4 protein-coding genes and 1 pseudogene are annotated in these 2,304 nt (G+C 57.1%); all 5 read right to left on the minus strand.

From position 1 onward, the window contains the following. Positions 1–176 (minus strand): annotated as a pseudogene (locus WBM93_RS05770) (NADH-quinone oxidoreductase subunit F); the annotation flags it as partial. Further along, positions 176–268: an LPXTG cell wall anchor domain-containing protein gene (locus WBM93_RS05775; protein ID WP_424429398.1), complete on the minus strand. Its 93-nt coding sequence runs from the start codon at positions 266–268 to the stop codon at positions 176–178. The pseudogene WBM93_RS05770 and the gene WBM93_RS05775, both read right to left, overlap by 1 nt. 165 nt (positions 269–433) lie before the next feature. Continuing rightward, a complete protein-coding gene (locus tag WBM93_RS05780) occupies positions 434–1,099 on the minus strand; it encodes a complex I 24 kDa subunit family protein (protein ID WP_424429401.1) in 666 nt (221 codons plus the stop codon). Then, on the minus strand, positions 1,092–1,364 hold the full coding sequence (locus WBM93_RS05785) for a hypothetical protein (protein WP_424429404.1): 273 nt from the start codon (positions 1,362–1,364) through the stop codon (positions 1,092–1,094). The genes WBM93_RS05780 and WBM93_RS05785 overlap by 8 nt, the downstream gene beginning before the upstream one ends. Further along, a partial coding sequence (locus tag WBM93_RS05790; RefSeq protein ID WP_424429407.1) for an NADH-quinone oxidoreductase subunit D occupies positions 1,361–2,304 on the minus strand: 944 nt, incomplete at its 5' end. The genes WBM93_RS05785 and WBM93_RS05790, both read right to left, overlap by 4 nt.

Consider the following 2,304-nt stretch of genomic DNA (forward strand, 5'->3'; position numbering starts at 1 on the left):
CGACCGCGCAGGCCGCTGGCCTTCATTTCCTCGATAATCCTGTCATTGCCAAGCTTGATAATATCGGCCGTCTTGTCCCAGTCACCGCGCTTCTGCGACGCTTTCAGGTCCCACGACTGGAAGCCATAGACATTGGTGAAGATCCGGTCCTTGTCCTGAAGAAAGTCAAAGCCCATTACTTTTTCCTCTTTCGGCCCCAGAGACCGCCGGCGACGCCGAGAATGACGACGGCAAGTCCGATCCAGCCTGCATATCCGTCGAGTTGCATGGCACTATAATCCTCCCTGTTGCGGAGCAATGGGGAGGGGGACCGCGCGAAGCGTGGTGGAGGGGTAAATCCCGCAGAGTGCAGCTTGCGCCGCCGCCCCTCCGTCAGTCCTACGGACTGCCACCTCCCCATGCTTCGCACAGGGAGGAAAATATGAAATACCCATCACCATTCTCCCCGGTAATCGTGATTGGCCTTGACCATCTCTTTCAAATTCGTCGGACCACCTTCGGCTTCGCTGGTCTTGCGACCGATTTGCGAGCCGACCTTGATCTTCTTGTCCGCCGCCAGATCCTCGAGGATCCGGGTCATGATGTCATAATCGAGATCTTCGTAATTATCGTCGTTGATCTGGACCATCGGCGCGTTGGAGCAATTGCCCATGCACTCGACCTCGGTCAGGGTGAACAGGCCATCGGGCGTGGTCTTGCCCTTGGCCATGCCCTTGTTCTTGCACGCCGCCATCACATCGTCGCTGCCGCGCAACATGCACGGCGTGGTGCCGCAAACCTGCACATGATAGCGACCGACCGGCGCCAGATTATACATGGTGTAGAAGGTCGCGACCTCATAGGCCCGCATATAAGGCATATCGAGATAGGCGGCGACATATTCGATCACCGGAACCGGCAGCCAGCCTTGCGTTTTGGTGTCCGCACCAACCTGCCGCTGGGCAAGGTCAAGCAGCGCCATAACCGCCGATTTCTGGCGGCCAGCGGGATATTTCGCAATCTGCCATTTCGCTAGCTTTTCGTTCGCAGGCGTAAACGCAAAATCGCCCCATTTGGCGCGGGTTTCGATTTCGTCGGGGATGGTTGGTGCTTCAGCCATGTGTAACTTCCCCTCCGACATCGTTTTGCGTCAGCCGCGCTGTTTTTCGCTTTTCAACTGCCGGGCGGAGAAATCCCCACCAGATTGCGTTATAACCGGCGGACACAAAAACCGCGACCTGATCTGTCAGAAACGGAATGTCCGGCAAGGAAATGAAACGCGCATAAACAGCGCAACTGGCGACAAACCAGACGCCGCCAAAGATTGAGAGCGGTTTTTCAAATTTGATGCCGAAATCCGCAAGATTGTCTAGAACAGAACTCACCGGTCACACTCCCCGAACACGATATCGATCGCACCCAGAATGGCGGTAGCGTCAGGCAACATATGGCCTTTGGTCATGAAATCCATCGCCTGCAGATGACTGAACGCTGTCGGGCGGATTTTGCAACGGTAAGGCTTGTTACTGCCGTCGCTGACGAGATAGACGCCGAATTCGCCCTTCGGGCTTTCGGTCGCGACATAGACTTCGCCGGCGGGCACGTGGAAGCCCTCGGTGTAGAGTTTGAAGTGATGGATTAGCGCTTCCATTGACTGCTTCATCTCGGCGCGTTTCGGCGGGACGATCTTCCGGTCGTTGGAGGCGACGGGGCCATCGGGCATTTCATTCAGGCACTGGCGCATGATCCGCGCGCTCTGCTTCACTTCTTCGACCCGCACCATGAACCGGTCATAGCAATCGCCACGGGTGCCGACCGGAACGTCAAATTCCATCCGGTCATAGACATCATAAGGCTGCGACTTGCGCAAGTCCCATGCAACGCCGCTGCCGCGCAGCACCGGGCCGGAAAAGCCCCAGCGCACGGCATCGTCTTTCGAAACGGTCGCGATGTCGACATTGCGCTGCTTGAAGATGCGGTTGCCAACGACAAGGCTCATCGCGTCGTTGAACAGCGTCGGAAATTCATCCAGCCAGTCGGCCATATCGGTAAGCAGCTTCAGCGGCACATCCTGATGGACGCCGCCGGGCCGGAACCAAGCACTGTGCATGCGGGCGCCGCTGGCGCGTTCGAAAAACTCCAGACATTGCTCGCGAATTTCGAACACCCAGATATTCGGGGTCATCGCGCCGACATCCATGACATGCGCGCCGATATTGAGCATATGATTGCAGATCCGGGTCAGCTCGGCAAACAACACACGCAGATATTGGCCGCGCAGGGGTACTTCCAGATCGAGCAATTTCTCGATCGCCAGCACATAGC

Origin of the sequence: Parasphingorhabdus sp. (assembly GCF_049667325.1) — a bacterium.
Classification (GTDB): Bacteria; Pseudomonadota; Alphaproteobacteria; order Sphingomonadales; family Sphingomonadaceae; genus Parasphingorhabdus.